The organism is Chitinophaga sp. (assembly GCF_036569125.1).
GTDB lineage: Bacteria > Bacteroidota > Bacteroidia > Chitinophagales > Chitinophagaceae > Chitinophaga.
Genome location: NZ_DATCRF010000288.1, coordinates 1 through 3,803 on the forward strand (window position 1 = coordinate 1; position 3,803 = coordinate 3,803).

Annotated in this window: 2 protein-coding genes and 1 pseudogene; 2 read left to right on the forward strand and 1 reads right to left on the reverse strand. The window is 50.2% G+C overall.

Going from position 1 to position 3,803, the window contains the following annotated elements:
- A pseudogene (locus tag VIM87_RS10555) lies at positions 1 to 83 on the reverse strand (acyl carrier protein); the annotation flags it as partial.
- A 401-nt stretch (positions 84 to 484) separates the two neighbouring features.
- On the opposite strand from VIM87_RS10555, the gene VIM87_RS10560 reads away from it, so the two are divergent.
- Both VIM87_RS10560 and VIM87_RS10565 read left to right on the forward strand, forming a co-directional pair.
- Entirely contained in the window at positions 485 to 1,570 is a 1,086-nt protein-coding gene (locus VIM87_RS10560) for an efflux RND transporter periplasmic adaptor subunit (protein ID WP_331996963.1), read from the forward strand.
- A 174-nt stretch (positions 1,571 to 1,744) separates the two neighbouring features.
- The coding region (locus tag VIM87_RS10565; protein WP_331996964.1) for an efflux RND transporter permease subunit at positions 1,745 to 3,803 on the forward strand (2,059 nt) is incomplete at its 3' end.

Consider the following 3,803-nt stretch of genomic DNA (forward strand, 5'->3'; position numbering starts at 1 on the left):
CTGGCTTCAGGAGTTACCTCGGCTTCGTCAACGCCCAATTTGTCAATGATGATCTTTTTAACTCTTGATGCAATGTCTGACATAATTTTAAGTGTTTTTGGTTTAAAACTTGACTGCAAAAATATAATTTTTATTGAATTGGCAACTACGCATCTAAATTTTCACACATACGCAACGGTGAGAATGCCTGCAAACCCTGTGTGAGTGAAGCTTTCGCAGGATTATTATTATTAATATGCATTTCACTTCATAAGCCATTTTAGCCGTTATTCCAGGAAAATGGCTGTTATAACCGCAAAAACACCATTCAACCGGTAATGTAACCTTTTATATACGTATTGGCCGCTCTTAACTTTAATTAACACTCGCCCGGCGTAACCACCTATACCATTTATTAAATTTGCCGGGACAACCTGTAATAAAGGAAAGGAGCACGTTATCATAACCGGGCGAACTCATTAATATATATAAGGCGAACTAAAACATGACCAGCAGTAAAAAGATACTCAGGACCATACTGCTTGCTATTGTAGCAGCAGTTGTCATTTTCTTCATTTATAAAAAGATGGCGGGTGGAGGCACAAAGGAACCAGCGGCCCCTGCAGCAGCACGGGGTGGCGGCGGTGGCAGCAAACCTTTGCTGGCAGATGCCTATGTGGTAAAAACCACCCGGCTGGATGAGACCATTGATGCCAGCGGTACGTTGCAAAGCAACGAGGAGGTAGAAGTAAAGCCCGAGATCTCCGGCCGCATAGTAGGCCTTTATTTTAAAGAAGGCGTGAACGTAACCAAAGGCGCCCTGCTGGTAAAGATCTACGACGAAGACCTGAAAGCCCAGCTGCAAAAGCTGCAGCTGCAGCAACAGCTGGCCAAGACCACCCTGGAACGCCAGGAGAACCTGTTAAAGATAAACGGCATCAGCCAGCAGGATGTGGATGTAACCCGCAACCAGGTTAGCGCCTACGGGGCCGATATGGACTATACCCGCACCCAGCTGCAGAAAACAGAGCTGCGCGCACCCTTCAGCGGCCGCCTGGGCCTGCGTAATGTGAGCCTGGGCGCCATTGTATCGCCCACCACGGTGATCACTACCCTGCAGCAGATAGACCCGCTGAAGATCGACTTCTCCATCCCGGAAAAATACCGCGCCACTATTAAGTTAGGAGATGCTGTAACCTTTAAGGTAGCCGGCGACAATGATACCTACAAAGGCAGCATTTACGCCATGGATCCCAAGATCGATCTGGCCACCCGCACCATCCGCATACGGGCCATTATGCCCAATGGCGGTCAGCTGCTGCCAGGCTCCTTTGCCCGGGTAACCATCCCCTTAAAGAATATGCCGGAGGCTATTATGATCCCCACACAGGCCGTCATCCCCGGTACCCGGGATAAGAAAGTGATCATAGCCGACAGCGGCAAAGCCAAATTTGTAGTGGTGGAAACCGGCATACGGGACGAGAACAATATACAGGTAACCAGTGGCCTGAACTTAGGCGATACCGTTATTACCAGCGGCCTTATGCAGCTGCGCGCCGGCATGACGATCAAGTATAATACAGTTAATTAGTCTGCGGTCCATAGTCCAGGGTCCATTGCATACTACGTTTTAGAAGCAATACGGACAATGGGACCAGGGCGGGATAAAATAATAAATCATGAATTACCCTGAAAGCACAAGGCAAAACACGATCAGCTTTCGGCTTTAAGCTTTCTGCCTTCAGCGTAATTAAAACGAAGTGCTATGAGTCTTCCTTCCATATCCCTTAAACGGCCGGTATTGGCGATCGTGATGAACATCATCATTGTGATCTTTGGTGTAGTGGGTTTTTCATTCCTGGGAGTAAGGGACTTTCCGGCTATAGACCCGCCCATTGTGAATGTGCGCACCTCGTATGCAGGCGCCAATTCGGACATTATAGAAACGCAGATCACCGAGCCGCTGGAAAAACAGATCAACGGCATTGCCGGTATCAAGAATATAAACAGCAGCAGCAGCCAGGGCACCAGCAGCATTACCGTGGAGTTTGAGCTGAACATTGACCTGGAAGCCGCCACCAATGATGTGCGCGACAAAGTATCCCAGGCCCTGCGCAACCTGCCCCCCGACCTGGATGCACCACCCGTGGTAACCAAGGAAGACGCCAACTCAGACGCCATTCTTTCCATGACGGTGCAAAGCCGTACCCGCAACCAGCTGGAGATCACAGAATATGCCAACAATGTGCTGCTGGAACGCCTGCAAACCATTCCCGGCGTAAGCTCCATCCGTATCTGGGGTGAAAAAAAATACGCCATGCGTATCTGGATGGATCCCGCCCGCCTCTCTGCCTACAACCTTAGCCCTTCTGATGTGCAGACCGCCCTGCTGCGGGAAAATGTGGAGCTGCCCTCGGGTAAAATAGCCGGTAATGCTACAGAGCTTACCGTACGCACCTTTGGCCGCCTGGATACAGAGGAGGAGTTTGATGACCTCATTATAAAAAATGTAAATGGCAAGGTGATCCACCTGCGGGATATAGGCCAGGCAGTACTGGGTCCGGAAAATGAAGAAACCATATTAAAAGAGTCTGCCGTTCCCATGATAGCCCTGGCGCTTTCACCGCAGCCCGGCTCCAACTACGTGGCCATAGCCGATGAATTTTACCGGCGCTATGAGCAGATCAAGAAAGACATACCAGACGATTTTATCACCAACATTGCCATGGACAATACCAGCTTCATCAAAAAGTCTATTGTTGAAGTGCAGGAAACCCTGATAGTGGCCCTGGTATTGGTGATCCTGATCGTATACCTGTTCTTCCGCGACTGGCTCATGGCCTTCCGCCCGCTGATAGATATACCGGTATCGCTGATAGGCGCATTCTTCCTGATGTATGTATGCGGCTTTACCATTAATATATTAACCCTGCTGGCCATTGTACTGGCCACGGGCCTTGTGGTGGATGACGGTATAGTGGTAACAGAGAACATCTATAAGAAAATAGAGTCGGGCATGCCGCGTATGCGCGCAGCCCGCGAAGGTTCGGAAGAGATCTTCTTTGCAGTAATAGCCACCTCCATTACCCTGGCCTTTGTATTCCTGCCCATTGTATTCCTGCAGGGATTTGTGGGCCGGCTGTTCCGGGAGTTTGGCATTGTGGTGGCCGGGGCCGTGCTCATATCCGCTTTTGTATCGCTTACGCTAACACCGGTGCTGAACGTAAAGCTGGGCCGCAAAAAACATACACATTCCTGGTTCTATACCAAAACAGAGCCCTTTTTCCAGTGGATGGAAAACGGCTACAAAAGCTCGCTGCAGCAGTTCATGCGGGTACGCTGGGTGGGAGTGGTTATTATTGGCGCCTGCCTGCTGCTGGTTTATTTACTGTTCAAAACCCTGCCGTCTGAGCTGGCGCCTATAGAAGACCGCAGCCAGTTCCGCCTTTCCATAACAGCACCGGAAGGCACCTCCTTTGATTATATGGATAACTACGTGGACAAGCTAAGCCGGTTCATGCTGGATTCCATACCGGAAAAAAATATCATCCTTACCGTAACTGCGCCGGGCTTTAGCGGTGGCGGCGCCGTAAATTCGGCTTTTGCCAATGTGGTATTATCTGAGCCGCATGACCGTACCCGTTCCCAGAAAGATATTGTGGACATGGTGAACCGGAATATGTACCGCTTTCCGGAAGGCCGCGTATTTGCCATTGAGCAGCAAACCATACAGGTAGGCCGCCGCGGCGGTTTGCCCGTGTCTTTTGTACTGCAGCATATCAACTTCGATACTTTAGCTGCCGTGCTGCCGCGCTTCCTGGAAG

Excerpts from the sequence above, each read along its gene's own strand:
- VIM87_RS10560 (WP_331996963.1), top strand. The coding sequence starts at position 485 with ATGACCAGCAGTAAAAAGATACTCAGGACCATACTGCTTGCTATTGTA.